At 40.6% G+C, this 26,708-nt stretch carries 36 protein-coding genes, 3 tRNA genes and 1 other RNA gene; 15 read left to right on the forward strand and 25 right to left on the reverse strand.

Annotated features, from left to right (window positions below):
- Position 1 precedes the first annotated feature (1 nt).
- Entirely contained in the window at positions 2 to 805 is an 804-nt protein-coding gene (locus DPC56_RS02400; protein WP_112093467.1) for a CBS domain-containing ParB/RepB/Spo0J family partition protein, read from the forward strand.
- Positions 802 to 1,095, forward strand: a complete 294-nt coding sequence (gene hisE / locus DPC56_RS02405) for a phosphoribosyl-ATP diphosphatase (RefSeq protein ID WP_112093468.1) — start codon at positions 802 to 804, stop codon at positions 1,093 to 1,095. Before DPC56_RS02400 ends, hisE begins: the two co-directional genes overlap by 4 nt.
- On the opposite strand, the gene larB is transcribed toward hisE, so the two are convergent.
- A complete protein-coding gene (larB, locus tag DPC56_RS02410; RefSeq protein ID WP_112093538.1) occupies positions 1,096 to 1,857 on the reverse strand; it encodes a nickel pincer cofactor biosynthesis protein LarB in 762 nt (253 codons plus the stop codon). It abuts the gene before it with no gap.
- A gap of 75 nt (positions 1,858 to 1,932) precedes the next feature.
- Here larB and hypF point away from each other — a divergent pair, with 75 nt between their 5' ends.
- Positions 1,933 to 4,230, forward strand: a complete 2,298-nt coding sequence (gene hypF / locus DPC56_RS02415) for a carbamoyltransferase HypF (protein WP_112093469.1) — start codon at positions 1,933 to 1,935, stop codon at positions 4,228 to 4,230.
- Here hypF and DPC56_RS02420 read toward each other — a convergent pair.
- The gene (locus DPC56_RS02420) at positions 4,225 to 4,692 is read right to left on the reverse strand and encodes an ArsR/SmtB family transcription factor (RefSeq protein ID WP_245923838.1); all 468 of its coding nucleotides are present in this window, start codon (positions 4,690 to 4,692) and stop codon (positions 4,225 to 4,227) included. The two genes, hypF and DPC56_RS02420, sit on opposite strands and share 6 nt — an antisense overlap.
- 99 nt (positions 4,693 to 4,791) lie before the next feature.
- Between DPC56_RS02420 and DPC56_RS02425 the strand changes: the two genes are divergently transcribed.
- Genes DPC56_RS02425 through dnaJ form a run of 3 tightly spaced genes read left to right on the forward strand, consistent with a single transcriptional unit; the run spans position 4,792 to position 8,288 of the window.
- Positions 4,792 to 5,307, forward strand: coding sequence for a nucleotide exchange factor GrpE (locus DPC56_RS02425; protein WP_112093470.1), 516 nt, complete (start codon positions 4,792 to 4,794; stop codon positions 5,305 to 5,307).
- A gap of 12 nt (positions 5,308 to 5,319) precedes the next feature.
- Positions 5,320 to 7,134, forward strand: a complete 1,815-nt coding sequence (gene dnaK / locus DPC56_RS02430; protein WP_112093471.1) for a molecular chaperone DnaK — start codon at positions 5,320 to 5,322, stop codon at positions 7,132 to 7,134.
- A 29-nt stretch (positions 7,135 to 7,163) separates the two neighbouring features.
- Complete coding sequence (dnaJ, locus tag DPC56_RS02435) at positions 7,164 to 8,288, forward strand: molecular chaperone DnaJ (RefSeq protein WP_112093472.1); 1,125 nt, start codon at positions 7,164 to 7,166, stop codon at positions 8,286 to 8,288.
- A gap of 5 nt (positions 8,289 to 8,293) precedes the next feature.
- Here dnaJ and rnpB read toward each other — a convergent pair.
- The 4 genes from rnpB to DPC56_RS02455 all read right to left on the reverse strand — a co-directional run bounded on the left by rnpB (position 8,294) and on the right by DPC56_RS02455 (position 9,932).
- Positions 8,294 to 8,617, reverse strand: an RNA gene (gene rnpB / locus DPC56_RS02440) — RNase P RNA component.
- A gap of 22 nt (positions 8,618 to 8,639) precedes the next feature.
- Positions 8,640 to 8,714: transfer RNA gene (locus tag DPC56_RS02445), tRNA-Met, on the reverse strand.
- A gap of 326 nt (positions 8,715 to 9,040) precedes the next feature.
- The gene (locus DPC56_RS02450; RefSeq protein ID WP_112093473.1) at positions 9,041 to 9,505 is read right to left on the reverse strand and encodes a hypothetical protein; all 465 of its coding nucleotides are present in this window, start codon (positions 9,503 to 9,505) and stop codon (positions 9,041 to 9,043) included.
- 1 nt (position 9,506) lies between these two features.
- Complete coding sequence (locus tag DPC56_RS02455) at positions 9,507 to 9,932, reverse strand: hypothetical protein (RefSeq protein WP_112093474.1); 426 nt, start codon at positions 9,930 to 9,932, stop codon at positions 9,507 to 9,509.
- Positions 9,933 to 10,030: 98 nt separating this feature from the next.
- Here DPC56_RS02455 and map point away from each other — a divergent pair, with 98 nt between their 5' ends.
- From map to DPC56_RS02480, 5 genes are all read left to right on the forward strand, one after another.
- Positions 10,031 to 10,930 (forward strand): type II methionyl aminopeptidase, encoded by a 900-nt coding sequence (gene map / locus DPC56_RS02460; protein WP_112093475.1) that lies wholly within the window; start codon positions 10,031 to 10,033, stop codon positions 10,928 to 10,930.
- Positions 10,931 to 11,019: 89 nt separating this feature from the next.
- A complete protein-coding gene (locus tag DPC56_RS08455; RefSeq protein WP_112093476.1) occupies positions 11,020 to 11,223 on the forward strand; it encodes a class I SAM-dependent methyltransferase in 204 nt (67 codons plus the stop codon).
- A 4-nt stretch (positions 11,224 to 11,227) separates the two neighbouring features.
- Complete coding sequence (locus DPC56_RS02470; RefSeq protein WP_112093477.1) at positions 11,228 to 11,767, forward strand: methyltransferase domain-containing protein; 540 nt, start codon at positions 11,228 to 11,230, stop codon at positions 11,765 to 11,767.
- 21 nt (positions 11,768 to 11,788) lie between these two features.
- The gene (locus DPC56_RS02475; protein ID WP_112093478.1) at positions 11,789 to 12,310 is read left to right on the forward strand and encodes a macro domain-containing protein; all 522 of its coding nucleotides are present in this window, start codon (positions 11,789 to 11,791) and stop codon (positions 12,308 to 12,310) included.
- 1 nt (position 12,311) lies between these two features.
- Positions 12,312 to 12,551: a DUF4190 domain-containing protein gene (locus DPC56_RS02480; protein ID WP_112093479.1), complete on the forward strand. Its 240-nt coding sequence runs from the start codon at positions 12,312 to 12,314 to the stop codon at positions 12,549 to 12,551.
- A 26-nt stretch (positions 12,552 to 12,577) separates the two neighbouring features.
- Here DPC56_RS02480 and frhB read toward each other — a convergent pair whose 3' ends face one another.
- The 4 genes from frhB to frhA are packed head-to-tail and all read right to left on the reverse strand — an operon-like array spanning position 12,578 to position 15,943.
- Positions 12,578 to 13,423 (reverse strand): coenzyme F420 hydrogenase subunit beta, encoded by an 846-nt coding sequence (frhB, locus tag DPC56_RS02485; protein ID WP_112093480.1) that lies wholly within the window; start codon positions 13,421 to 13,423, stop codon positions 12,578 to 12,580.
- 13 nt (positions 13,424 to 13,436) lie between these two features.
- Positions 13,437 to 14,249 (reverse strand): coenzyme F420 hydrogenase subunit gamma, encoded by an 813-nt coding sequence (frhG, locus tag DPC56_RS02490; RefSeq protein WP_112093481.1) that lies wholly within the window; start codon positions 14,247 to 14,249, stop codon positions 13,437 to 13,439.
- Positions 14,246 to 14,722, reverse strand: a complete 477-nt coding sequence (gene frhD / locus DPC56_RS02495) for a coenzyme F420-reducing hydrogenase, FrhD protein (protein WP_112093482.1) — start codon at positions 14,720 to 14,722, stop codon at positions 14,246 to 14,248. Before frhD ends, frhG begins: the two co-directional genes overlap by 4 nt.
- Before the next feature lie 3 nt (positions 14,723 to 14,725).
- Positions 14,726 to 15,943 (reverse strand): coenzyme F420 hydrogenase subunit alpha, encoded by a 1,218-nt coding sequence (frhA, locus tag DPC56_RS02500; RefSeq protein WP_112093483.1) that lies wholly within the window; start codon positions 15,941 to 15,943, stop codon positions 14,726 to 14,728.
- Positions 15,944 to 16,395: 452 nt separating this feature from the next.
- Between frhA and DPC56_RS02505 the strand changes: the two genes are divergently transcribed.
- The 4 genes from DPC56_RS02505 (at position 16,396) to DPC56_RS02520 (ending at position 17,849) form a co-directional block, all read left to right on the forward strand.
- Entirely contained in the window at positions 16,396 to 16,884 is a 489-nt protein-coding gene (locus DPC56_RS02505) for a PepSY domain-containing protein (RefSeq protein ID WP_112093484.1), read from the forward strand.
- The gene (locus DPC56_RS02510) at positions 16,881 to 17,612 is read left to right on the forward strand and encodes a proteasome assembly chaperone family protein (RefSeq protein ID WP_112093485.1); all 732 of its coding nucleotides are present in this window, start codon (positions 16,881 to 16,883) and stop codon (positions 17,610 to 17,612) included. Before DPC56_RS02505 ends, DPC56_RS02510 begins: the two co-directional genes overlap by 4 nt.
- 58 nt (positions 17,613 to 17,670) lie before the next feature.
- Positions 17,671 to 17,745 (forward strand) — tRNA-Arg (locus DPC56_RS02515).
- Positions 17,746 to 17,774: 29 nt separating this feature from the next.
- Positions 17,775 to 17,849 (forward strand) — tRNA-Arg (locus DPC56_RS02520).
- A gap of 169 nt (positions 17,850 to 18,018) precedes the next feature.
- Here the strand turns inward: DPC56_RS02520 and DPC56_RS02525 are convergent.
- The 15 genes from DPC56_RS02525 to dph2 form a co-directional block, all read right to left on the reverse strand.
- Positions 18,019 to 19,182 (reverse strand): TIGR00375 family protein, encoded by a 1,164-nt coding sequence (locus DPC56_RS02525; protein WP_112093486.1) that lies wholly within the window; start codon positions 19,180 to 19,182, stop codon positions 18,019 to 18,021.
- A gap of 6 nt (positions 19,183 to 19,188) precedes the next feature.
- Positions 19,189 to 19,962 carry a proteasome assembly chaperone family protein gene (locus DPC56_RS02530; RefSeq protein ID WP_112093487.1) on the reverse strand — a complete coding sequence of 258 codons (774 nt, stop codon included), beginning with the start codon at positions 19,960 to 19,962 and terminating at the stop codon, positions 19,189 to 19,191.
- A gap of 2 nt (positions 19,963 to 19,964) precedes the next feature.
- Complete coding sequence (locus DPC56_RS02535; protein ID WP_112093488.1) at positions 19,965 to 20,147, reverse strand: RNA-protein complex protein Nop10; 183 nt, start codon at positions 20,145 to 20,147, stop codon at positions 19,965 to 19,967.
- Positions 20,138 to 20,917: a translation initiation factor IF-2 subunit alpha gene (locus tag DPC56_RS02540; RefSeq protein WP_112093489.1), complete on the reverse strand. Its 780-nt coding sequence runs from the start codon at positions 20,915 to 20,917 to the stop codon at positions 20,138 to 20,140. Before DPC56_RS02540 ends, DPC56_RS02535 begins: the two co-directional genes overlap by 10 nt.
- Before the next feature lie 9 nt (positions 20,918 to 20,926).
- Positions 20,927 to 21,106: a 30S ribosomal protein S27e gene (locus tag DPC56_RS02545; protein WP_112093490.1), complete on the reverse strand. Its 180-nt coding sequence runs from the start codon at positions 21,104 to 21,106 to the stop codon at positions 20,927 to 20,929.
- 14 nt (positions 21,107 to 21,120) lie between these two features.
- Positions 21,121 to 21,399 (reverse strand): 50S ribosomal protein L44e, encoded by a 279-nt coding sequence (locus DPC56_RS02550; RefSeq protein ID WP_112093491.1) that lies wholly within the window; start codon positions 21,397 to 21,399, stop codon positions 21,121 to 21,123.
- A 116-nt stretch (positions 21,400 to 21,515) separates the two neighbouring features.
- Entirely contained in the window at positions 21,516 to 22,136 is a 621-nt protein-coding gene (locus tag DPC56_RS02555) for a DNA replication complex subunit Gins51 (protein WP_112093492.1), read from the reverse strand.
- Positions 22,137 to 22,153: 17 nt separating this feature from the next.
- Entirely contained in the window at positions 22,154 to 22,888 is a 735-nt protein-coding gene (pcn, locus tag DPC56_RS02560) for a proliferating cell nuclear antigen (pcna) (protein WP_112093493.1), read from the reverse strand.
- Positions 22,889 to 22,956: 68 nt separating this feature from the next.
- On the reverse strand, positions 22,957 to 23,331 hold the full coding sequence (locus DPC56_RS02565) for a hypothetical protein (protein WP_112093494.1): 375 nt from the start codon (positions 23,329 to 23,331) through the stop codon (positions 22,957 to 22,959).
- 25 nt (positions 23,332 to 23,356) lie between these two features.
- Positions 23,357 to 23,671: a transcription factor S gene (locus DPC56_RS02570; protein WP_112093495.1), complete on the reverse strand. Its 315-nt coding sequence runs from the start codon at positions 23,669 to 23,671 to the stop codon at positions 23,357 to 23,359.
- Positions 23,672 to 23,741: 70 nt separating this feature from the next.
- Positions 23,742 to 24,167, reverse strand: a complete 426-nt coding sequence (locus DPC56_RS02575; protein ID WP_112093540.1) for an NUDIX domain-containing protein — start codon at positions 24,165 to 24,167, stop codon at positions 23,742 to 23,744.
- Between the two features lie 12 nt (positions 24,168 to 24,179).
- Positions 24,180 to 24,779 (reverse strand): endonuclease dU, encoded by a 600-nt coding sequence (locus DPC56_RS02580; RefSeq protein ID WP_112093496.1) that lies wholly within the window; start codon positions 24,777 to 24,779, stop codon positions 24,180 to 24,182.
- Complete coding sequence (locus tag DPC56_RS02585) at positions 24,776 to 25,039, reverse strand: DNA-directed RNA polymerase subunit L (protein ID WP_112093497.1); 264 nt, start codon at positions 25,037 to 25,039, stop codon at positions 24,776 to 24,778. The genes DPC56_RS02580 and DPC56_RS02585 overlap by 4 nt, the downstream gene beginning before the upstream one ends.
- 16 nt (positions 25,040 to 25,055) lie before the next feature.
- Entirely contained in the window at positions 25,056 to 25,628 is a 573-nt protein-coding gene (locus tag DPC56_RS02590; protein ID WP_112093498.1) for an exosome complex RNA-binding protein Csl4, read from the reverse strand.
- A 90-nt stretch (positions 25,629 to 25,718) separates the two neighbouring features.
- On the reverse strand, positions 25,719 to 26,708 hold the full coding sequence (gene dph2, locus DPC56_RS02595) for a diphthamide biosynthesis enzyme Dph2 (RefSeq protein ID WP_112093499.1): 990 nt from the start codon (positions 26,706 to 26,708) through the stop codon (positions 25,719 to 25,721).

The following is a 26,708-nucleotide window of genomic DNA, read 5'->3' on the forward strand; positions in this document are numbered from 1 at the left end:
AATGGCCAAGAAAGCACTAGTAAAAGATTACATGACGAGAGAAGTTATCTCAGTAACTCCTGACACTTCAACTGCTGAGATAATCAGGTTAATGAAAGAAACAGGACATGATGGGTTCCCGGTGAGAGATAATGATAGTGTTATCGGTATCATAACCGCATTCGACCTTCTAATAAAACCTTGGGTAAAAACTGTCAAGGAGATAATGTCCACCGATGTTGTGGTGGCAGACCAGGACATGTCATTAAATGATGCCGCTAGAGTAATGTTCAGAATGGGAATATCACGCCTCCCAGTTATTGACAAGAACGGAAAGCTCGTGGGTATAATCACCAACACTGACATAGTGCGTTCACATATTGAAAGATCAACACCAATGAAAGTCAATTATTTTAAAAAGACGCTAGAACAGCTATATAATGTTAAACCAGAAGTTAAGCGGATGAAAATACCGATATCAAAGCTCAGACCCACACAGAGTAAAATATACGCTGATGAACTCGAAGGAAGAATATACGAGATCAGAAAGGGACTTGCAGAACCCACAATAGTCGTTAAAACAGGAGACCGTTACATCTTGGTTGATGGGCACCATAGAGCCGTGGCATCATATAAACTAGGCTATAAAGAAATAGACTCCTATGTAATAGACATGAAAAAAGATCTTAAACTTGGAATGGAAAAAACCGCAGATATTAACAAGATATACACCCTAGACGATATTGAAATAATCGATGACGCCCAACATCCTCTTATAGCCATCACAACCAGTATGAAAAAAGCAAAATCGAGGAAAAAAAGATGAAAAATGATATATTAAGGGAAATCTACATGGTCCTCGAAACACGCAGAGACAAACCAATAGACTCTTACACCTCCAATCTAATGAAAGATGATAACAAAACCGGAGAGGATAAAATACTTGAAAAGATTGGGGAGGAAGCAGCAGAACTTATAATAGCATCAAAAAATGATGAACACGTCCTAGAAGAGGCTGTAGACCTCCTATTTCACACTTTTTTACTCCTCGTCTATAAAGGTATAAAATTTGATGAAATCCTCGATGAATTCTCAAAAAGGAGAAAACCCCACTAATCATTCAAATGCTCTTATAATTTTAATTGCCAGGGCCGCTGCTCCAAAACCATTATCAATATTCACAACCCCGATACCTGGTGTGCAGGATTGCAACATTGAATAGAGGGCTGAGAACCCACCTTCACCCACACCATATCCAATGGAAGTTGGGACTCCAATAACGGGCACATCCACTAAACCAGCAACAACTGATGGTAGGGCGCCCTCCATCCCAGCCACCACAATTATAATCTTAACATCGTCTTCAAGCATATCATATAAAGGTTGTACAAGCCTATGAATCCCAGCAACACCCACATCATAGGCTCTGATAACCTGACAACCATATTCCTCCAAGATAGTCCTAGCTTCTTCTGCAACTGGTATATCCGCAGTACCAGCAGTTATTATACCCACCTTAGAATCCAGAGAAATTTTATCATCCCTCTTCACAACAAGAATATGAGCTCTCTTATTATATTTGATTGAAAATCCCCTCTCTTCAAGCGAACTTATCTCTTCCCTGATATTCTCAAATCTCTCAGGACTGAGACGTGTTACGATCATAGGATCTGTTGGAGAAGACAAGAGAATCTGCACAATATCATCATCATCTTTACCCAATGCTAATATAGCTTCTGGAAATCCTGTTCTTAACTTTCTCCCAATATCGAACCTAGCCACTTCTCTAATATCCAAAAACTGACTCTTTATAAGCTTTTCAGCCTCCTCGATTGAAATCTTACCATCCTTAAGATCTTTAAGTATGGGTCTTACGATGAAGACCACCCCCCAATATGATAATATAATAAAGTTTACAATATACACTTTAAAAGGTAACCGGTGAGGTGTGAAATGTACAGGGCCCACATTTTCGTCCAAGGGATAGTACAAGGCGTAGGTTTCAGGCCAACGGTCTACAGGTTAGCGAATGATCTCGAACTTAAAGGTTATGTTAGGAATCTTGGAAACATTGTAGAAATAGTCGTTGAAGGGGAAAAAGAAATCATAAGAAAATTTATCAATGATCTGAAATTGAAAAAGCCCCCAATATCGAAAATATCTAACATAGAAGTTGAATGGGATGAAATAAACCATCTAAGTTTCACAAATTTCGAAATCAAAGGGAGTTCCTCAGAATTTAAAGGAAGATCTGTAATACCTGCTGATGTTGCAACTTGTGAAGCATGCCTATCTGACATGAACAATCCAAAGGATCGAAGATACCTTTACCCATTCACCGCATGTACAGATTGTGGGCCAAGATTTACCGTAATCGAGGAAATACCCTATGACAGAGAAAGGACAAGTATGAAGGAGTTCCCGCTCTGTGAAGAATGTCAAAGGGAATACAATAACCCATCAGATCGAAGATATCATGCGGAGGCAACATGCTGTCCAGTATGCGGGCCAAAACTCTCGTTATACGATGATAGACCCATCCTTGTCGATGATCCGTTAAAAGAGGCTGCTAAGATATTAGATGAAGGTTATATTGTCGCCATGAAGGGTATAGGTGGCACGCACCTTGTATGTGACGCTACAAACGAAGAAACAGTTAAAATGTTAAGAGAAAGATTAGGAAGACCATATCAGCCCTTTGCTTGCATGTCACCCGACATCGAGACAATAAAAACCTTCGCGATAGTATCAAGTGCAGAGGAAAGAGTTTTAAAGTCAAGAAGACGGCCGATTGTCGTGTTAAAAAAAAGTGACCAATATTATCTAGCTCCATCAGTTGCTCCAAGTTTACATAATATTGGTATAATGCTCCCTTATTCAGGCATACATCATATGCTCTTTAAATATGCTGAAAGGCCCGCTTATGTGATGACATCTGCTAACAAGCCTGGAGAACCCATGATAATTAGAAACAAGGAAATACTTGGAAGACTTAAAGGCATAGCTGACTATTTCTTAATCCATAACAGGAAGATAGTGAATCGATGTGACGATTCTGTTGTCCGCTTCAGAGGGGATGACATGGCATTCATACGCCGGTCCCGTGGCTACACACCAGAACCTTATGACCTTTCAAATTTATCATCAGATTCTAATGTTATAGCATTGGGGCCTGAGATAGATGTGACATTCGCTATTTTAAACCATGGAGAATGTTATCTTTCCCAATATATTGGTAATACTACAAAATATGATACTACAAGGTTTCTGGAAGATGCCCTTAGGCATCTTATGAAAATAACTGGAATTGAGGAGGTAGATGCGGTAGCTTGTGATTTGCATCCTAGATTTTTCACGACTAAACTTGCGGAAGAGTTAAGCAGAGAATATTCAGCCCGATTATTTAAGGTTCAGCATCATCATGCCCATGCAGCCGCCCTTGCGGTAGATTCTGGAGTAGATGAATTTGTATGCATCGCGGCTGATGGTGTAGGGTATGGAGATGATGGTACGGCATGGGGTGGTGAAATACTTTATTGTTTTGATGATCAATATAAGAGACTTGGGAGCTTAGCCCCCCAGAAAATGCCGGGTGGAGACTTATGCGCCATATATCCTGCTAGGATGCTTTTTTCAATCCTTGGAAGTTATTATACTCTTGATTATCTTGAAGAACTTTTCAAGGATGAATACAAGCAATATTTCCCCCATGGCGAGAAGGAGATACAATTGGTGAGAAGACAATTGGAAAGGGATATTAATGTTGGTATAACCACAAGTACTGGGAGGATCCTGGATTCTATCGCAACAGCACTCCATATATGTTCTAAGAGGACATATGAGGGGGAGTGTGCGATGAAACTTGAATCAGCCGCTTATAAGTCCTCAAATTATCTTGATATACCCTATAGGGTGGACAAGTACGAAGGTAGGTATGTTCTTGACACAACAGATCTTTTATTAAAAGTGATGGAGCTTAAAAATGCGGGTGAAAAAATAGTGGATATAGCGGCAGCAGCTCAAAGATCTCTCTCAAGGGGTTTGGCTGAGATAGCTGTTAGGGTTGCGGAGGATGTTGGCACAGATATAATCGGTGGATCAGGGGGTGTGTTCTATAATGAGGCCATAAGTCTCACGGTCAAGGATTATGTGGAGGATATGGGTTATAGGTTTATACAACATAAAAATTCGTGTGCAGGTGATGGTTCAGTATCCCTTGGACAAGCTGTGATCGCCACTATGCGACTATAGCGGATTTTCTTCTAGGATCTTTTCTGCTTTCCTTTTGAGTGATTCATAGACTTTTATCAACTTCTCTAATTCTTTCACCGCCCCCTCATCACCTTTTTTTATTCTTGTTTCTATTTTCATGAGCCTTGACCATTCACTGGTGAAAAATTCTTCATCTTCTTCTATAAGGTCTATTTTGAAGGTGTTCTTGTTTATTATGATGCTAAGGTGGATGTCATTAGAAATATTATAATATTTACGTGGTCTTCCACGTTCTATTTTCTTAAAGAAGGAATCTAGTATACCTACTTCTTCCATTGCTCTCAGATGTTCTATTATGGCTTTCTGGCCTATCTTTAACTCCTTTGATATTTGGCTTACGAATCTTGGCTCTTCCCTTAATAGGTTTATGATTTCGCGTCTTGTCCTGCATCCCATAACATCTAGTAAGGCTTCCATGTCCATGTTGTTTATCCTTGTCATTGTTATAATCATTTGACGAAAGATTTATATAACCTTTTGTAACTATAACTTTCTTGAACCTAAAATTATAACCTTTTGTAACTTTAATAGGGTGACTCAATGCCAAAACCAAAAAAGGAAAAATCCGAAAAAGAACTTGAAAAATGCACAAAAAAATTAAAAGAACTCAAAAAAGAGTTATCAAAAAAGGAAGATGAAATAGAAGAATACATTTCACATTTGCAAAGATTACAAGCTGACTTCGAAAACTATAAAAAACAAAGAGAAAAACAAGAAACCCAGATAATAGAATACGCCAATGAAAAACTCATACTAAAATTAGTAGACGTGCTAGAGGACATGGAACGAGCCATTGCCAACTGTAACAGCCCCAAAGACTTCAAAGATGGTCTGAATCTCATCTACAGGAAATTCAACAATATCCTAGAAAAAGAGGGCCTACAAAGAATACCCACCAAAGGAGAAAAATTCGACCCATTCAAACACGAAGCAATCCAAGTAGAAAATCACGAAAAATACAAAAACGGGGAAATAATCGAAGAAATATCAAGAGGTTACATGCTAAAAGACAAGATAATAAAACCCTCCCTCGTAAAAGTATGTAAAAAGGATTAATGGGGTGATTAAGTGGCGAAAAAGGAAAAGATCATAGGAATAGACCTTGGGACAAGCAACTCTGCCGCAGCAGTACTCATAGGTGGTAAACCCACCATAATACCCAGTGCAGAAGGCGCATCACTATATGGTAAAACATTCCCAAGTGTTGTCGCATTCACAGAAGACGGACAAATGCTAGTAGGAGAACCAGCCAGAAGACAAGCAATCACAAACCCAGAAAACACAATCACAGCCATAAAAAGGAGCATGGGCACCAACAGGAAAATAAAAATCCAAGACAAAGAATTCACACCACAAGAAATATCAGCATTCATACTACAAAAAATAAAAAAGGACGCAGAAGCATTCCTAGGAGAAAAAGTGGAAAAAGCAGTTATAACTGTCCCAGCCTATTTCAACGACAACCAGAGAACAGCAACAAAAGACGCCGGCACGATAGCAGGATTAGAAGTCGTTAGACTAGTAAACGAACCAACAGCCGCAAGCCTAGCCTACGGATTAGACAAAGAAGACGAAGAACTCGACATAATGGTATTCGACTTCGGAGGAGGAACACTAGACGTAACAATAATGGAATTCGGCGGAGGAGTATTCGAAGTACAATCCACAAGCGGAGACACACAACTCGGCGGAACAGACATGGACAACGCCATCATGAACTACCTAGCAGAAGAATTCAAAAAAGAAACAGGAATAGACATAATGGAAGACGACAATGCAGTCCAAAGACTGAGAGAAGCCGCCGAAAAAGCCAAAATAGAACTATCATCAACAGTACAAACCGAAATAAACCTACCATACATAACAGCAGACTCCAGCGGCCCCAAACACCTCATACATACGCTGACAAGGGCAAAACTAGAAGAACTAGTAGATCCAATCGTCCGAAAATGTGCAGGGCCAATGGAACAAGCCCTAAAAGATGCTAAGATGGGTAAAGAAGACATCGACAAAATAATACTAGTAGGTGGGCCCACAAGGATGCCAATCGTCCAAAAATTCGTCGAAGACTTCATGGGCAAACCAGTTGAACGTGGAATCGACCCAATGGAATGCGTGGCAATGGGAGCGGCCATACAAGGCGGAGTACTCGCAGGTGAAATAAAAGATATTGTACTATTAGACGTGACACCATTATCCCTTGGCATCGAAACACAAGGGGGTATATTCACCAAATTAATCGAAAGAAACACAACAATACCCACACGAAAGAGCCAAATATTCACAACAGCAGCCGACAACCAAACAGCAGTAGACATACACATATTACAAGGTGAAAGGCCAATGGCAAAGGATAACATAAGCCTTGGTAGATTCCAATTAGTAGGCATACCACCCGCCCCAAGGGGAGTGCCACAAATAGAAGTAACATTCGACATTGACGCCAACGGCATACTAAACGTGTCAGCAAAGGACCTTGGAACAGGAAAAGAACAAGCCATGAAAATAACAGCACCACATAAACTATCAGAAGAAGAAATAAAAAAGAAGATTGAAGAAGCCAAAAAGTATGCTGAAGAAGACCGTAAAAGACAAAAAGAAGTTGAAATCAGAAACAATGCAGACTCCATGATATACACAGCAGAAAAAACCCTAAATGAACTATCAGAGAAAATACCCTCTGATAAGAAAGAGAAAATCAAAAAATTAATCGAAGAATTAAAAGAAGAACTTAAAGGAGATGACATAACAAAGATAAAATCAAAGACAGAAGAACTCACAAAGGCCGTGCAAGAGATCGGCGCAACAATCTACCAACAAGTACAACAAGAAAGCGGGGACTCAGATGATACAATCGATGCAGACTACGAAGTAAAAGATTAATCCATCCCCTCCAATTTTTTGGTGAACCTATGCCAAAAAAGGATTATTATGAGATACTAGGTGTTGATAGAAACGCCAGTAAAAAAGATATAAAAAGAGCCTATAGGAGGCTGGCGAGGAAATACCATCCGGACGTTAGCGATGACCCCAATGCTGCTGAAAAGTTTAAAGAAATCAGCGAAGCCTACGCGGTATTATCCGATGATGAGAAAAGGCGAAGATACGACCAATTCGGACACGCTGGGATGGAAGGGTTCACACAAGAAGACATATTCAGAAACATAAACTTTGAAGACATATTCAAAGATTTAGACTTCGATTTTAGCAACATATTCGACATCTTCGGCTTCGGCAGGAGACGAAGCCCCCAAAAGGGGGCTGATATAAATTATAGGCTCGAAATAACACTAGAAGATGCATACAACGGCTTGGAAACCGATATAAAAGTCCCACATACAAGAAAGTGTCCTGTTTGTAATGGTTCAAGGGCAGAACCCGGCAGCAACACAAGGACATGCACCACCTGTAACGGCACAGGACAGGTAAGACAAGTGCAAAGAACGCTCCTAGGCCAAATAATGAACATAAAAACCTGTCCGGATTGTAATGGGGAAGGTAGAATCATTGAAAAACCATGTAACAATTGTAAAGGTACAGGAATGGTTAAAAAGACGAGCACGATCCATATAAGGATACCCCCTGGAGTTGAGGACGGTTCAAAGTTAAGGATTCCAGGAGAAGGTGAAATGGGCCCAATGGGCAGGCCCCCAGGCGACCTTTACGTGACGATAAAAATAAAACCACACAAATTATTCGAAAGGAAAGGGGCTAACCTTTATTTTGAAAAACCAATAAGTTTCGTCCAAGCAGCCCTAGGAGATATAGTTGAAATCCCAACCATGGAAAAACCAGTCAAACTTAAAATACCCCCAGGAACCCAAACCGGGACTACATTCCGCATAAAAGGTTATGGGATGCCCCATATCAACTGGGAAGGCCGTGGCAACTTATATGTGAAAGTGAGGGTTGTAACACCACAAAAGTTGAATAAGAGACAAAAGGAACTTTTAAGGGAATTTGCGAAGGTTAGTGGTGATGAGATCAAAAAGGAAAAGGGTCTGTTCCAGAGGATGAAGGATGCTATAATATATTGAATGGAGCATGCCGAGAGTAACCCCCCTTCTGTTCATGGCAGCATTTATCTAGGCGGGCTACCTCTGCCTCGTACAGTACTCATAGGCAGTATTTGCCCTTGCATCCCACGGGTTGGCCGTTTCACCGATCCCCCCACTGTCAATCAACCCCTTTATAGTGGTTGGGGTCTCATTATCATCCAAATGGGGGACGTGTCGTTTCTGCTCCAGAGCCCAGCCTCTCGGCTGATGCCTTGCGGCACCGTGGATACTGTATGATGGGGGGAGTTTCCTCAGCCCCCCACACAATGAGTGTGTGGTGGGGGGCCGGTAGCTGCCCTTCGGCTTACTCCATCAAAGAATAGTATTGAATAGCGGGGCCTAGATTTGAACTAGGGATCTCGGGGTTATGAGCCCCGCGGGATCACCAGACTACCCCACCCCGCTAAATAGTAGATTATATCATAACCTTATATAAATCTTTCGCCCCCACCGTGCCTGGGAGGATCTGTTTTGGGGCGGTGGAGTAGTTTCTTGTGGGATATGGGTAAGTTTTTTAGTTTATTTTGTGGAAATCCCATGTGGGTGTAGGGTTGAACAACCTCGATTTTTTGACTTTCTATATTCACAGAAAGGTTTTAACTGCTTATATATATGGAGAATCTATTAGCATTTTGGGGGGAGTGTAAGGGTATTTAAATTTGTATTTTGGCGTGCTGCCAAGTTGTGGTGGTTTTATAAGTAAGGATAGTTTGAATTTTGATGTGTGTGGTTTATTTTATTTTATCTTCTAATTTTTTAAGTCTTTTGTCCAAGGATTCGAGTTTTTTATTAGTATAACCTCTATATTCATTGAATCTCTGTTCTAATTCGCTTATATTACGTGATACTAGGTCTAATCTGCTTTGTAATGTTTTTATATCATCTTTTGTGGCTAATTCCCAATCTTTTATTAGTTCGTCGCTTTTTTCTTCTAGGAAAGCGTCAATTTTACTTGATATTATATCTGTGCTGATGGGCACTTCCTTTACTTTGTGGATTATCCTGTCGCTTACATCGGATACTTTTTCGCTTACGCTCATGCGTCCACCTTCCTCTTCAGTAAGTTTTCCCCCCATATTATAAACACGGGATCTTAGGCGTGTCTTAACATTGCCAGATTCTATGAGATAATAATATAATAAGACTATTATAGCCCCTGCGAGTATAAGTATAGCTAACAGTTCTAATGCGCTCATACTAATCCCTCACCCTTTTTAAAATTTTATCCATTTCTTTTTCTTTTTTTTCTATGTCTTTTAGCATTTCTTCGAGTTTTCTGAATTCTGTCTGGGCTTCTAGTCTCGCTAATCTTTCACTTATTTCACTGTGAAGATATCCTATTCTTTGCATTATATTCTTGGTATCTTTCCTTATCTTCGCTAATTTCTCCTGTTGCTCCTTTGGAAGGGGTATTGTCGTCTCCATTAAACGTTTAGATTCAAGATCCTTTTCAACGAGTGAGATTTTTCTGAGTTCTATCTCCTTCTCGAGTAATAGAACATTATTCTGCACTTCCCTGACCTTCCTCCATTGGATGGCAATTATAACTATAGCTGCAAATGCTATGAAAGCCAAAATCAAGATCATTAAATTTTGGGGTATTATAACACTACTTGTAGCCATACCACTCCCTCACATATATTCTTTTAGCAGATGATATATAAATAGGTTTATAAGATTAAAATTTCACTATTGACCATAATGAGTATTATGTGATCATCATGGAGGAAGAATACAAGAAAGCTGGGCGGATACTATCAAAGATCCGAAGGAAAGCTTCCAGGTTCGTGCAAGAAGATCTGCCAGTTATAGAACTCGTAAATTTCGTTGAAGATAATATCCGGAAAGAAGGGGCTAGACCAGCATTCCCATGTAATGTTTCAATAAATGATATAACAGCACATTACACCCCCCCAGCCAACGACAAAACTGTGATTAGAAGTGGGGATCTTGTGAAATTAGATATGGGTGCGCATGTAGATGGTTATATAGCCGATACCGCCATAAGCATCCTCATAGGAGACCATGATGAAAATTTTGAAAAAAACCTGAAAATGATCGAGGCGTCCCAGAGGGCTCTTGAAAATGCTATAAGCATAATAAAAGCCGGTGTAGAACTCGAAAAAGTAGGGAAGATCATCCAGGATACCATAAATGATTTCGGTTTCAAACCAGTAGCCAATCTCACCGGTCATAGTATGGATAGATGGATACTACATTCAGGATTATCAGTACCTAATATCAACGAGAAAAATACACATAAACTCGAAGAAGGAGATGTTCTCGCTATCGAACCATTCGCAACTGATGGTATTGGATATGTAACCGACATGCCCCAGACATATATTTTCAGATTTTTAAGGGATAGACCCCTCAGATTAGCCCATGCAAGGAATGTTCTCAAAAAGATAAAACAAGAATACAAAAGTTTACCATTCGCCCAAAGGTGGCTAACAGAATACTTCGACCCCAAAAGACTTAACGCTTCTATGAGGCTACTAATACAGTCAAGGGCGATCTACCCATACCATGTACTCCGAGAAAAGAGTGGCGCATGGGTATCACAAGCAGAACATACAATAATCGTTGAAAAGGACAGCTGCCAAGTTATAACCGAATAAAGACTTTTTCTCGCCAAAATTTTATATACTACTTTCACAGAAAATAGTAAAAATATAGAAAATTTTTCACATTGGGGGGGTGAATTTTTATGATCCTAGAAGGGCCAGTAGGCCTCTATCTTAAAGGTCTAATTGACAATCTTTTAGATGAAATTGAAAATGATGTGAATGGTAAAAGAGCATTAGATTTAGGTTGTGGGTATGGATACTATACAGTGGATTTGCTTCAGAGAGGATATGAAGTTGATGCTGTTGATATTTCAAAACATTCAATCCAAATGACCCGAAATTGAGAAAATGGAAAATAATCCAAGTGTCAAATTACATAATATAAACGCATTAAAATTCAAACCAGAGAAAAAATATAATCTTATAGTCTGCTTTGAGATGTTAGAACATTTACATGAAGATCTAAAGTTATTAAAATTGATCAATTCTTGGATGAAAAATGATGGATTTTTATTAATCAGCGTCCCCCACAATGAAAAGCTTTGGAACATAAGAGACGAACAAGCCGGCCACCTTAGAAGATACTCCAAGGACGAAATCAAAAATAAATTGAAAAAAGCAAATCTAAAACCGACAAGGATACTATGTTACGGTTTCCCATTTATCAGACTATTCCTAGGAACCTATTTAAAAATTGAGGAAAAAATGCAAAAAAAGACGGGAAAAGAGGATAAAACCAACACCTCACAAACCAGACCAGTTCTACCAAGGCGGATGAAAAAAATAAGCGCGCCCATACTAAAACATCTTTTCAAATTCGACAATTTGTTCTTAAATAGTGATCGAGGTTTTGGACTAGTAATAATGGCCAAGAAAATTACACAATGATAAGAGGGAGCGTTAAGGGCCTTGCAGGGCAGAGAAAATAAAATCCAAGTAAAAAAGGGTGACATTACCAATATCGAAGTTGATGCCATAGTTAACCCTGCCAATTCCTATGGTCTAATGGGGGGAGGCGTGGCATTATCAATAAAAGAGAAAGGCGGCGCTGATATAGAAAAAGAGGCGATTTCAAAGGCGCCCATACCCATAGGTGGGGCTATAGCAACAACCGCGGGGAGATTAAAGGCAAAGTATGTTATACACGCCCCAACAATGGAAGAGCCTGCACAACCATCAAACATAAAGGCAGTAAAGAAAGCGACACTTGCAGCCTTAAAAAAGGCATCTGAACTTAAAATTTCATCAATAGCCTTCCCTGGTATGGGCACGGGTGTTGGTGGAGTGCCAAAAGACAAAGCAGCCCAAGCCATGATGGAAGCCGTAAAAGAATTCCCTGAGGAAATAGGGAAGATACTATTCATAGCATATAACCAGGAAATGTACGAGGCATTTAAAAATGCTATGAAAAATCTTATAAAGGTGAGTTGATATGAGAAGTAGTTTTGCCATTGCAAGTATAATTATTGGAATATGCGCTTTTATACAGCTTTTTGGAGCAGAGAAGGCAATATTAGCGATAATATTCGGCATACTAGCCCTCAAGGAAGTCAGGGAAAAAGAGCTAAACGGAAAATATCTAGCCATAGCAGGGATAATCTTAGGGATAATCTACATAATACTTTTAATAGCCGTGTTACCCTCTATAATGAGGATACTACCAAAAATATAGGCTCTCAAAAAAAGAGAATAAGGGGATTAATAGGGTGTGGGTAACCCCATCTCCTTTCTCTCGGCAATAGTCTTCTCTGCCTTTTCCTTTTTCTGTGACGCCAACTTTTCAAGCATTCCTAAGCCAGGTTTGACCTCTTCTATAGGTTTGGTCTCGAATAAGCCTGCTTCAAGCGCATCCTTGAATATGGACTCTCCGGTATCCGTTCTTAGGAATACTGTGGACCATCCATCAGGAGTGCCCACAGATCCTGTTGATACATCGGCAAGTTCGGCTACATAATCATTGCATACTTTGCAACCGGCTTGTTCATATCCATGGGTTTCCTTAAGTGGTAGAGTGTAGACATCATCCTGGGTGTAGACCCAGAATTTTCCTTTACCTATGTCCATTTTCTCTACTAGTTCTAGGCTGAGTCCCATTTTCTCTGAGATGAATGTCTGCAGTGAACTGTATGAGAAGTTCTCCATGCAGAATATTCCAATGAGTAACTTTATCTTATCAGCGAGGAATCTGACACCGAATGGATATGTTTGCATCTTCCTTATACCCATTAACTGGCAGGGTATGCCCACTGTACCTAATTTTTCTATACCGTATTGCCTAACAGCCTTTTTAAGCATCCAAACGTTTGGAGAGAATGTGTACTTGGTGCCTGCAGCTGCTTTCAGCTCATCTGATGTCATTGCAACTATAGGTTCTGGTTTCCAGAATTCATCTCCTGGACCAGCGACCACTGCACCTTCAATTATCTTTTCGTCAAGGGCATATGATAGTAGTCCTGTTACAATTCCCCCATCTTGCGCAATCTTCAAAATCTCTTTATCGGTTGATCGGGCAGCAAATACTTCTTTGTATTTTCCTAAAACCATCTTCACAGCCTCCCTATAATCCTAACTCCTTCCTTATCTGTTCTTCTGGCCACCAACTCCTTGGGCATTGGATGTAGCATATTCCACATTTTATGCAACGGTCATTGTTGAGTTGTGGTCTTCCGTTTATCATTTCAAGGGCTCGGGTCTGGCAAGCCATGGCACATGTACCGCATCCTATGCAGAGGCCCTGGTTAACTATCTTGGTCTGTAAGTCGCATCCACAAGCCTCGTTATAGCCTGCAAGATCTAACATGGGTTTAAGGTAGTCCATGTCATCGTTTAGAAGCGCTACAACGGCCTTGGCTATAATCTCGGGTGATGGTGGGCATCCTGGTAAGGCCAAGTCAACATCTATTATAGATGATATGGGTACGAAAGATTCGTGTGCTGGTTGTGCTTGTTGGCCTCCTCTGGCATATCTTGTGAAGCAGCCTGTTGCAGCGCATGAGCCGAATGCACATACTAGTTTGGCCTTCTCTCTTACCTCCTTCAATTCTTTTAGGCTGTGTTCATCCTGCAAGCATACGGATCCTTCCACTAGGGCGAGATCCATCTCGGGCATTTCCCATACATCCACCAGGGTATGTCCATAAACTATCTCTACCATGTCAGTTAGTAAATCTGCAAGGATGTCGTAATTTTCGGTTAACGACATTGCATCTCCTGTACACCCACTTAGGTGGATGTAACCTATTCTTGGTTTTGCTTTTTCTTCTTCAGCCACTTTCTCAACCTCCTCTTTTGGAACTTCAACAACTTTTTCCTCTTTTTCAGGTTTAGCCTCCAATCCTAAAAATCTTTTAATACGGGCAATTAAGCTCATTGGTAAACCCCAATTTCGTTTAAAATCATCTTAACAGCCTTGGGAATGGCCTTCTCTACTGGGGGTGTGAGGCCCATTTCCACATAAGGGGCGGATATTTCCTTTGGTTTACACCCTATTACCACCACTTCGATTTTTTCGCTGAGTTCATGGAGGGGCTGGTTAACCGGCCATGAATGCATGTTCTCATAGGATCCTTTTGGGATTTCTTCGAGACTAAATTTCCTTAGAGTTCCGGGTTCTGCGTTGAATTCCACGACGTCCACGACTATTATCTTCCTCCAAGATTCTTGGGGAAGTGAGAACACATAATGTGGACCGCCAGTACCTGCGTCGATGAACATGACATTGTCTGGTTTTTTCTTGTCTTTGAAGTGTTCTTCAAGGGCTTGGATTACCGCAGGGCCGAAACCGTCATCCTTGAATAGGATGTTTCCACAGCCCACTATTAGAATCTCAGCGTCGTATGGCATAGTTTAGATCCTGACCATTTCACTTTTTATAGGAGTTTTCTCTTCGTCGTCGATGACCATCACGTGGGTTGCACATGATAGACATGGGTCATATGCCCGTATGACATGTGGTGCATACTCGTAATGGAAGCCTTCGGTTGCTGGTCCCATTGTTGGTATGTTCCATGTTGTTGGGACGAGGGCGCTGTAGAATTGTATTTTGCCATCGGCTACTTGGGCTAGGTGAACGTCTAGTCCTCTTGGAGCTTCTATTGCACCGACTCCTAGTTTTCCTGTTCCGGTTATGTCGAAGTCTGCCATTACTGGTGCTGATGTGTCAAGCTCATCTAATATGTCTATGGCTCTTGAGAGTGCGGTTTTCATTTCGAGTGCTCTGGCTACGTGTTGTGCTACAACTCCTCTTTCTTTGAAGCCTTGGAATTCTACGAATCTTGCTCTTGGCCCTACTTCTACGCTTCTTCCATCGTATAGGGGTATTGTTGAGCATGCTCTTTTTCCTATTTCTGGGTCGTCGTACCAGCTTTCTGGCATGACTTCTGTGAATCTGTCTAGGTCGAATTTTGTCCTGTCACCATATATTTGGTGTGTTGCCAGTGTTGGTTGGTTGTGTGCGCCTAGTCCTTCTGGGAGTCCTTTTTCTTCGACTAGGCTTATTATGAGTTCTACGTGTTCGTTTAATTTGGGTTTGAGTTGTTTTAGTCTTGCGTATAATCTTTTTCTTGCGAGTTCTGTTATGTTGTCGGCCATTCCCCCTATTCTAACGTCTGAGGGGTGTATGCCTTCTCCTGCGACCATGTCTACTACGTATTGGGCGTTTTTCCTTATTTCTGATACTGATTCTATTGCTGTTTTCATGAGGTTTTCTGGGACGAAGTCTTGTGCTATGAGGAAGTGGTGTATTGCGTGGCTGTTTACGTGGTGTGCGGCTAATGTTAATTCTCGGAGTAGTTTAGCGGCTTTTGGGGGTTCAATGTCGAGTGAGTCTTCCACGGCTTCAGTTGATGCTAATGTGTGGGGTATGGGGCAAACTCCACAAATTCTCTGTGTGAATACTGGTGCTGTTTCTGGGGCCTTTCCGAGTAGCATCTTTTCAAGACCCCTCACGGGGGTAATACTGAAGTATCGCCCCTTTGTCACAATACCTTCGTCATCGACTTCCAAGACAAGTTCTGCATGGCCTTCCTGTCGGCTGGTCGGCGATATAACAATCCTTTCGCTCAAGTGTATCACCTCTTCTTTTTAGAGTTCAAAAAAACCATCGAATTTTATATAAATATTTTTAAATGTTATAAGTTTTTCAATTAAAGAAAAACTGAAAAGTATTTATATTAGAATAAAAAATTAATAAAAATTAATAAAATCATAAAAAATGCTAATAGATAATACCATGCAATTTTTTCAACGAGAAAGCCTCCTTCTTAAAGGAAATAGAGAAAAATTTAAATATATTCAATCTCTAAATATTTTTCTGTGGATATTCCCACATAGAGGGTTCAAAACTCGTTAAAGATACCCCCTGCTTCGATGAAAAACATGATATGGCGAAGATGCGAACCCCTCCAAACCAGCATAGGAAGCTGGAATTTTAAAACATCAGATAAAATACTGGAAACCCCCTATCATAAGGGGGCAGCTCACATCAAATCCAATAAAAAGTTAAAGGGTGAGAATTGATGATAGACTCCAAGATTATAATTTCAGTGACGATAGTTCTAATCATCGGAGCCATCGCAGCAGGTTACCAGATAAGCAACAACCCCAAAATTTTATGGCAACCAACAACCCCTGATAGCACCACACCACATTCCCAAGGGACCGGAGGCGGATCAGGGGGGGCCGGAGGCGGAGCAGGCGGATCAGTCGGTCCTACAGGCGCAGGCGATGGTTCAGGTGGGAGTGCAGGAGGATCCGGCAGTTCTTCAAACGGTATTGGTATTGGGGGTAATGGAGGTTATCCCGTGGGTCCATCAGAAGCCCAAAGTATAGCCCAGAAATACATAAAAGAAGAAGGCGCTAAAGCAGGAACACCACGCCTCGTCACCATAGGCGGCGAACCAGTATATGTAGTGCCAATAGAAAAGAATGGTAAAATCGTAGGAGAAATCCATATAGATCCCATCACTGGTAAAAACATAGGCGGGGGCGGTGGTGCACCACCATGAAGGTCGAAACAAAGAATGAATCATGCACAATAGTATCTGAAGAGATTGAAAACGCTATAGTCCTTGAAGGATCCCCAGGCTTGGGGCTGATAGGCAACATCGTAGGATGGCTCTTAGTAGACGATCTCAAGATGAGGGAAATAGGATACATCGACTCCAAATATTTCCCGCCCCTAGCAGTCCTCTACAGGGGTGTTGCAATACACCCCTTCAGAATATATGAAGGAGAAGGACTAGTACTCTTCCTATCAGATTTCATCCTACCATCCTCAGTAGTCTATGACATGACCAATGCAATGGTAAAATGGATGAAAAGAAACAACAGCAAGGAATTAATAACATTTAACAGCGTCATTGTAAGACAAAAGTCACACCTAGTCGCAGGAGCAGCTAACAGTAAAGACGCCTTGAAAAGACTTGGAAAACTGGACATACCAATATTACCATTCGGGAACATAAACGGGATCTCAGGAACATTACTAACAAGATGCGCTATAGAAAACATACCAGCTTCTTGCTTATTCGGCGAGATACTAACACCCTACCCAGATCCAAGAGCAGCGGCAGAAGTAGTCGAAGTCCTAAACAAAATGTTAGGCCTCGAAGTAGATACAGAACCATTACTAGAAGAAGCCCAAGCAATCGAATCAAGGCTTAAAAAATTAGCAGAAAAAGTGCACAAAACAGAAACACCCACAACCCCAACAGAAACACCAATATACATGTAGACAAAGGGCAAATATTTTTATATATTAAAAATTTACAATTTTTTTATCCATAGTAGAGGGGCCCGTAGCCTAGCTTGGATAGGGCGTCGGACTTCTAATCCGAAGGTCCCGGGTTCAAATCCCGGCGGGTCCGCTACAAAAAAAAATTTTCACCAATTGAGGGGGCCCGTAGCCTAGCCTGGATAGGGCATCGGACTCCTAATCCGAAGGTCCCGGGTTCAAATCCCGGCGGGTCCGTTCACTCATTAGAAGGTTCTTCGCCCAATGGATTCGCAGAAGATTGCACCTAATCTTTGTGATTATAATATGATACCCTTAAAATCCCACAATATTTTAATATTATTGTTTCATGGGCGCTTGTTTTCCCAAATAAATTTTAGGGGGCTATGGACGAATAATTAAGATCCTATTTGAAATAAGCGTCCAATGTGTTTTCTGGAAATCTTATTTCACCGTATCTGCCCCCACCACCGGGTATTATGATGAGGGAGCCATTCCTAAAAGCTTTTATTGCGAGGGCGGTTTCGCCATCCACTTCCCTTATCTTGTCTAATGGGGCGTCAAGGAGCGTTCTTATTTCATTGCCGAACTCTTTTACAAGTTTTCCCCAAATCCTTTGGACATAACGTGTTGTAACACCCTTCCCATGCTTCATGCTAATTATCTCGGCAAGTGGCATGATATGGATATAAGGTGGGCGATGACTTGGATGATGTGGCTTTTTCCATGTGGCTATTTCATGTATCCGATAATCTACACCCTTTTTGATGGTTCCACCACATGAACATTTCATGCCAAGTTTTATAGCCTCCTCAGGTTCATAGACTCTGTAACAGCGCGTGCACGCTGTGAGATGATATTTACCAAGCCTTGGATCGAAACCATAATTTGCAAGTATATTCTTCCCCTTTATAGACTTTTTAATAGCGGAAAAAGAAATTTCATCTACTTTGAATTGGTTAAATTCTCTACCGAGGCGGTGCGGCCAAGGGGAATGTGCATCGGAATTCGTCAAGAATGGTATGTTTTGGAGTTCTTTTATCCTGTCAGCCATGTCAGTGTCGGCTGAGAGGCCCAATTCCAAAAAATCGGGTGCTTTACCATAACAGTCATTGTAACTATCATAGGATTTGTATAAGCTGGTCCATGGTGTGAATGCATGGGATGGGCCGATGAGGCCATCATATTCATGTACTAAGTCCATTATCTCTGATCCTCGCATTCTAACCTTGGGTCTGCCCTCCTTGTTAATGTTGGATGATGGTAACTTCTCCTTTAGTTCCATGGCTGTTTCTATGGATGGTAAAATTAGAAGATGATGGACTCGTCTCAAGTCTTCAACTTCACTTGTTATTATGAAATTGCAGTCTTCATGGGAATAGATACCATCTTCTGTGGCCTTTGTACTTTCTATGATTATTTTGAGCCACTTGGGGTGAAATCCGTCACCGGTGCCTACAAGGTCTAAGCCTTTAAGTTTTGCTTGTGGGGCTATGTTCTTTATGGTCATCTTCTGGGATGTTGCCTGGGAAAAGCAACTGTGTATGTGTAGATCCGCGTTTATTATCATCTATGATCAGCCTATGTATCTAAGATCCTCTTCGCCTGGTTTGAGCGTCATCCTCTCTATCATTTCCTGTTCCATCTGCTGAGCCTTTGATATCATCTTACGGGTTTCCTTGGCCCTTTCTTCAAGTTTTTCAGTGTCTATTTCCAAGTTTAGTAATTCCATGAGGACGTTTAGCAGTGCTCTCGCGGCCTCGGCATCTATATAATATCCTGGTGTTTCACCCATGAGACAGACGCCTTCCATTCCTCTGAGGCTTCCCATTCCTAGTAGCAGACCTGATGCGCCGATTATGCCACCATCAGCTGACCTTAAAATGACTCCATGCTTTTCTAATTTCTTTGCAAGTTCTATGTTGGTGGCGGCGCCGTAGACCTTTGAAACTTCGACTGGTTGTCCTGTGGCTAATCCTCCAAGGGTGTATATCTCTTTGACGCCATGTTTTTCCACAAAGTCTAGTATCATGCCACAGATTTCATATTGCCCTTCTGGTGAAAGTCCTTGTGTATTACCGATTAGTATTATGTAGTCTCTTTTTTCTTTACCGACTGATTTCAAGTAATAAAATTCGTTTTTCATGGGTTCTACAATGCCATTGTCATCTACTAGAACTTGTGGAGGAAATGATGGTGAGTAAAGTTCTGCGAATTTGGTAGCATCTAATTCGTCGATGATATGATCAGCGGCTAATTTTCCCACATGTCCTATACCTGGTAGAGCTTCTATGAATATCGGATGGTCTAATTCCACTTCTTCTATGACATTTATTATTGTTTCTTTCATTTTTACCCCCCATTATTTTTTTTAAAGAGCATCTGTTTTTTTAAAATGCGCCTATATTTCCCATACTTATCCTCTGGGGAATATTTTGGCGGGGCTACATTCCCTGTTTTCGCCCCACAATATGGGCATTTCTCTTTTAGTGTGTATTCTCCACACGAAGAACATTTTCGCATTTTCATGTTAATTCACGATGGAATTCTCCTTTTCCTCCTTCTTTCATTATGATGTCTATACACTTCTGCGCGGCCTTTTTAAGCTTCTTTTCAGCTGTTGGATAATCTGTCGATTTAACTATTAAGCGGTAACGGGGTGCTCCAACAGCTTGTACGACCGCCCCTACTTTCTGAGCGGCCTTGAGGGCCTTTTTAATTATCTCTATACCATTAGGTGCATAGGATTTAATATCCACATAACCAGTTACTTGAACCTCTGGGGGTGTTATATTCTTCTTAGCGACTTTGGTAATCGCCTTAGCCCAATCTTCAGGGACCCCCTCTTCTATTAATGCTTTTTCACCCTCATCTGCCGCTGTTTCAAATGCACCGTAAAGATCGCCGAATATGTCCATCAGATCATAGCCTACTTCCTCGTAGGCCTGGTCAAGGTTTTTACCTAAACTTTTAGCTGCTAATTCTAAAAATTTTTCAGCCTTTTGCTCAATCTTCCAAGTTTGTATCTTTTTACGTCTCTGATCATCTCTTATACGTTTCATGGAAGCGTCAACATGTCCCTTTTCAGGGTTGACTCTTAACACCCTAGCTACGATCTTCTGATTTTCCCTGACAAAATCTCTTATATTCTTAACCCAACCAGATGAAACCTCTGAGATGTGTATGAAAGCTTCTTTACCAGGATATTCTTCAAGTTTTGCGAATGCACCATAACTTAAAACTTTATGCACAGTTGCAACTACTAATTCGCCTTCTTCGGGCCATTCTCTTCTCCTTCTAACCATGAAAACACCTTAGTCTAAAACCTCTAGGATCTGGGCCTTTATATTTGCTTTGCCACCAGTTGGTTCCACTAATGTCTTACCACATATTATGCATTTTACATAGGATGCGGCCCTGTCGAACACTATCTGTTGGTTCCCACAATCTAGGCATTTAACCCGTAAAAAATTGCTCCTACTCTCATAGAACATGGCCACACCCCAAATTATGTGGTGAATTCGACTCTTCCAACTCTGAATGTTCTTCTTTTTGTGTGAGATTTTCCGCATTCTTTACATTTTAAGCGTAAGTCTAATTTTTTCACAGGTTTATTACCTGATGGTAATGGTCTTGGATATCCCCTGTAACCTGCGGTAACCCTCCTGAACTGTCTCTGACCCCATTTTAATTCGCTGGCTTTACGCCTTTTTGACTCTAGCACTTCATGGATGGTGTGTTTCCTACAATATGGACAGTAAGTTCTTCTTTCCTTCGGAATCTTCATTTTGTAATCACCTCAGAATATAATTTTAGAATGGTAAAAAATAATCTTCATGGTAATTATTTTTTTGCATTCTATTATATCAATGATTGTCTATTTATAACTTTGGTGGCGTTGGATTATCTATGTTTAATAAGCCGTCCTTTGCCAGAATCTACAAATATCCTTGCGGTGATAGATGGTAATCTGACAATATCCTGGGGTTTGAATGGCCCATAAACCTTTTCATCGACACCAACAACTGCTGATGGCACCTCATCATATACTATGATCGTCTCGATTTCGTTTTCGTCGGATTTTATTTTCTCTTTTTCATTGAAGTCTTCTTTGCTTGTTGGTTTGCTTTGTAATATTGGGAATACCCTAGAGCGGTGTTCAATTAAAAGACTTATGATAGATGAATATAATTTCTTTTCTTCAGGGGTTAGATTAGGTGGACTTTTATCCTCCAAATCTAATTTAGGGTTTTTATTGAAAAGATTATATGATCTTTGGACGTTCATGATCGCAATATCAGTTATTTTATGTTCCCTACGTTCACATATTTCCGTGGTTATCCTTTGAACATCCCTTAGAAGGTGGTGTCCCTTGGTATTTAACGGGTCTTTGCTTAGTGTGCCCATGAGTTTTTTCATGTAATCATGGGTTTTCTTGTAGAAATCATCACCTACCCTTGCAAGTCCACGTTCGTCCCTTTCTCTTTTTTGTATCCTCCTAAGTTCCCTGAAGAAATCATCCAAAATTATTCATCCCCATACTATTCTTCGGCTTCTAAGCGTGGGGCGAGGAGGAAGCTTAATTCGCCTTCATCATTTGGCATTTTTAATGTCAACTTGAGGGGCATATCATTTCCAAGGTTTATAATGGCTGTTTCACTGAATCGATCAGCTTTTAGCATCTCTTTGATCTTGTCGAGTGAATATACGCTCCTTGCGGGTTCTTTTATTTTTTCGCCATGATAATATTCTATCATGGCATCGCCAAATTCTCCTGTGGAAGATACTATGAATTTCTCTTCGTCAACCTTGAAGGTGATCTTATCAGAGAATATGTCAATATCTGCTATCGCATCCTTCAAGAGCGAGAATGGGACCTCAAACTCGTTTTCATATCCTATCTCTGGGGGCTGGGGAGTTTCGTATTCGATATCTATTAATCTTATCTTGAATTGGCGTGTGGCCTCGCCTTCAAATGTTAATATAAGGTTGGTATCATCACTTGTGATTATTAAACGATCACCTGCCCGGGCGCGTCTAAGGACCTTCATGAGCTCCTCTGTATCCACGTTAATCTTCTCAGGTTCTGGGCATTCATATTCATCGAATAGTTCCTTATGGAGTTCAAGGTGTACGAAGGTTATATGGCTCCTGTCAAGGGCATCTAAGCGCATGCCTTCACTGTCTACTTGTATTTGGACTTCATCAACAATCGATGAAATAGCATCAAAACTTGTCTTTAAAATGTTAGGGTCATTCAATTCCGCCTTAAACATTCATAGTCCTCCTCAATTTTTCTCTTTAAAATTTCCTGTAGGGGGTGGGATACACTCCTCATGAGGGATTATTCGATGTTATTCTTTTTATCTTTTTTATCCTTTTCATTTTCAATAGCTTTCATCTCAGTATACATGTCGGCTAAGGGCGTTTTTGAAATGATTTTCTCTTTCAGTGCGGTTACTATAACTAGGATCCCTATTATCATGAGGAAGATTGCCATGACGGCGTGTTCACCAAATATGACATTATCTGCTACTTTTTTAACGGGTGAATTCAAGTATAAGATGCCTGATATGAGAAATAGTATGCCTATGAAAATGCCACCATATAATATAATTTCGTCCTTTTTATCCTCTAGAATTTTCCTAGTTTTTTTTAATCCTATTATATCCTGTGGGTTGTATTTTTTGAATTCTATCTTGGGGATATTCTTTTTCAAATCTTTGAAGATTTTATTGGAGTCTTTAATCGTATTCCCTCCATGTATATTTACATTTGGTGCATCTTAAGAAGCGTGTTTCGGCTTCATCAGCCCTTCTTGTCTGTTGCATCCACCAAAAAGCTTCTTTGTTCCCACATTTAGGACATTCGGCCTTGGTTGTGGGGAGGGTTCTAACATCTTCACCTGTGAATATGACGCTTTCCTTGCTTTCAATTTTCTCGGCTATCTTGTACTTGTCTGATAATTCCCTTGTTATCTTCTTTTCATATCCACATTTACATTTAAACTTTTTTTTGTCTGAGAACATTATAGCTCCACATTTTGGACAAAATTCCATCTTCTTCCTCCCTAATTATGAAAAAATTATTCTTTGATATTTTTACCAGTGACCTCTATTCTGTACATTTTTACTTTTTATAATTTTTTATGAAGTTGTATGCATCCCTAAGTATTATGGCATGATCAAATGCTAATTTTATCTTCTTCAGTTCTTCCCATTTGAACTTGGAAACTTCACTGGCATCTGTATCTGCTTTTAATTTTCCACCGATTTGATGGGCTATGAAACATATGCTTATAACATGCCCACGGGGGTCGCGATCTGGATCTGAATAGACACCTAACAGATGATCTAATTCCACTTTTAAACCTGTCTCTTCATATGCTTCTCTTAAGGCCGCTTCCTCAACCTTCTCCCCATACTCTACGAAGCCGCCTGGGATCGCCCAGAACCCTTTATATGGGTTCTTTTTCCTTTTAATGAGTATGATATTATCATCGGGGCAGATGATAACAATATCCACTGTTAGGAGAGGATTCTTGTATATTTCGATCACCTTCTATGTCTAGGCGTTACCCTTTGATTCGCCCTTTTCAACTCCTGCTGCGATAAGATGGGCTGCTCTTATAGGCTCTGGGATCGCGCTCCTTGTGGTTGAAATTCTAACTATCTCTATGGCATCCTCCAATTTTATACCCTTCACTTGTATGTAGATGGTGTCATCATCCTTTACTGGGTATATTTTACCAGCTCTTTTTATGGCATCCCATCGCCACTCCCAATCTTCAAATTTTCCTTTGAGGGCTCTTTTTATCTTTTTGAAATCAGGTATTTTCCTTATAACAACTATAACTGGCAATCCAGTCTCTTTGAATACTTTTTCCACGTCAACGACATTGAAACCGCCTAGTGTTATCCCATCTAACATTATAACACCTAATTGGTCGAGGTGTCTTGAATTTTTAACCATTTCAATTATCTTAGAGGTAGAATCAGTTCCATCAACTTTTATATGGGTTGTTAGGACACCATCCAACCATGAACCGCCCCTAAAGACGGTGCCAACAACTAGGACATCATCTTTACTATGGGGTGTGAATGGGGCGTCATCGATACCCAAGATTCTTATCTCAGATTTTATCTTCCTGAATCTTTTCTCTTTCATGGACTAGACCGCTCTATGAGGTCTTTGAATTCTTTAGACCTTTCTTTAAGCGTCTTAGCAGCCTTTTTAAGGGATTTTCGAGGGTTATCCCCTCTTATGTACATGTGGGGTTCCCCTATTATGGGATGGTCTATGGAATATGCTACGGCTTTCACGGTTTCGTCTTCTAGGAGGATTTTGCGCAAAGCATTACAGAGTGTGTGGGTTTCGCCTTCAAGTATTATTTCCATTTCATCCTTTTCGTCGCGGATAATCTTCACTTTCCCTCCTCCAATACTATTTGAGCCTATAGTCTGTGGAGAGTTTCCTCTTCTCCCTGTTTCCACAATTTGGGCAGATAACTTCGTCTTTTCCTACTTTTTTCATGAAGTGTCTGCAACGGGTGCACATAGCCTTTATAACTCCTAGGCTTTTCTGGGTGGTTTGGAGGTCTATGCCAGTTAATCCCACTAGTCTGCTTACACGAGCCTCGACTATGTCACCTATCCTAAAGGCTTCTGTCAACTTTGATAGGTAGCCATTTGTCGCCTGTGAAATGTGAACTGCACCCACGAATGATGTTACGGGGGCTCTTGAACTGCCCTTAACATGGTGTATCCTTACTAGGGCCCTTTGACCCTTTACTTCGATAACTTCTCCGATGACTACTACACCTTCTTTTAATATTGGTGGTGTTTCCGTCTTTGATATGACTTTTATGCGTTTATTTTTCTCATCCCTTGCAACTTCGCCTACAAAGAGCGACTTTATCTTACCCTTTTCTTCGTATGTCCCCTCTGCCGGTACGAATTCTTCTATCACCGCTAATGAATCCCCTGGAAAAACAAAATCCCCAGATTTTGCCTTCATCAATTCACCTCAATAAGATTAATATAAAAAAATAGTGTGAGTCCTTCTAAATCTACATTTTTTATCTTCTCATATATATACTTTGTATCCCTAGAATATGATCTCATCCAAGGTATAATCTTCCCATCTCCTTTTATCAAGGGCTATCTCCAATTCTATAGGGGTTAAAATAGGCCTATCATACAAATGATAATCATCTATAGGCATTCTTGGACAAGCAGAAACCACAAAAGCATCCAATTCCCTGAATGGGACGAGTAACTCTGGTGAAATATCCTCTAATATTATTATAAACGCTTCTCTTCCAGACTCTTCAAGCATCTGCTTCAAGTTGAGAGCCAATGATAGCCTCTCCTGGCCCTTCTTAGATGACATTATAACCCCCCATTTCTCAGCTTCTCTCGCCCTTGTAATGGCCGCGAATCTTATTCTTAAAATCCTATCAGCGAAATCCTCAATGCTTTTCGCCTCTCCAGTGTATGGATCTGCCGCGATAACTGGTTTCCCTGTGGATAATCTTATACCAAGAGGGTGGAAATCTCCACTACCAATAAATAGGTAAGCATCCACGTTTAATTTTTTAACCGATGAGAAATTACAACCTAAAACTTGCCCCCTCCTCGTACCAACCCCTTCATCTGAGAGAACCCTCTTTCCATGATCTTCCAAAAATTTTATGGCCTCATCAAGTAGGTGTAAGTGTTGGGTGGTGGTGGCCACTCCTATCTTTTCATATCCAGATAATAATCTGAGAGATGATCTGAGGGCTGGTATTATATCAATTTTAGCGTATGCTTCCACGAAGATGACTGGGATCTTATAATCGAGTGGTAAAGGTGTGTGACCATAATGTATTAGAAGATCCACTATATTTTCTAGTTTGGTATCTGCAATGTCACATGCACCATAACATGGATCGGCGGATATTATAACAGTGACCTCGAGTTCTTTTTCGAGTTGCCGGACTAGCTTTAGTGCATGGATTTTAAGGCCGTCTGGGAACTGTAATCCTATTATCCTGGGATTATACTCTTTAATCTTTTCTATGACTTTGCGTGTTTCAAATTGGTAATCTGCCAA

Origin of the sequence: Methanothermobacter tenebrarum (assembly GCF_003264935.1) — an archaeon.
GTDB lineage: Archaea > Methanobacteriota > Methanobacteria > Methanobacteriales > DSM-23052 > Methanothermobacter_A > Methanothermobacter_A tenebrarum_A.